The organism is Citrobacter sp. Cpo045 (genome assembly GCF_030332875.1).
GTDB lineage: Bacteria > Pseudomonadota > Gammaproteobacteria > Enterobacterales > Enterobacteriaceae > Citrobacter > Citrobacter portucalensis.
On the sequence record NZ_JAOWGZ010000057.1, the window covers coordinates 1 to 272 of the forward strand.

1 protein-coding gene is annotated in these 272 nt (G+C 54.8%); it reads right to left on the reverse strand.

All coding sequences use genetic code 11. The features are described from left to right. Window positions 1–272, reverse strand: a 272-nt coding sequence (locus OGY13_RS01030; RefSeq protein WP_286593197.1) for an Ig-like domain-containing protein, incomplete at both ends; no start/stop codon positions are given.

Genomic DNA, 272 nt, shown 5'->3' on the forward strand with positions numbered 1-272 from the left:
TTTTCAATGGCGTTGACCACATTGTCGTTCGCGACGGTGTCGATATGTACCGTGTTTTCCGCGAAGTTGTCGATATGCACGTCGTGGCTGCTGGTGGCGATCGCCAGGTTGCCCGCCGCATCGTGAGAGGTGACGCTGACATGGACCGTCACCTCTTTCAGCACATGACCCTGGTTATCGGAGAACGCGTCCGAATCCACCTCGATGCGATAACCGAGGGTATTTTTCCCGGTATCAATCACCTGGCCGTGATACTGGTAGCCGTTAATCTC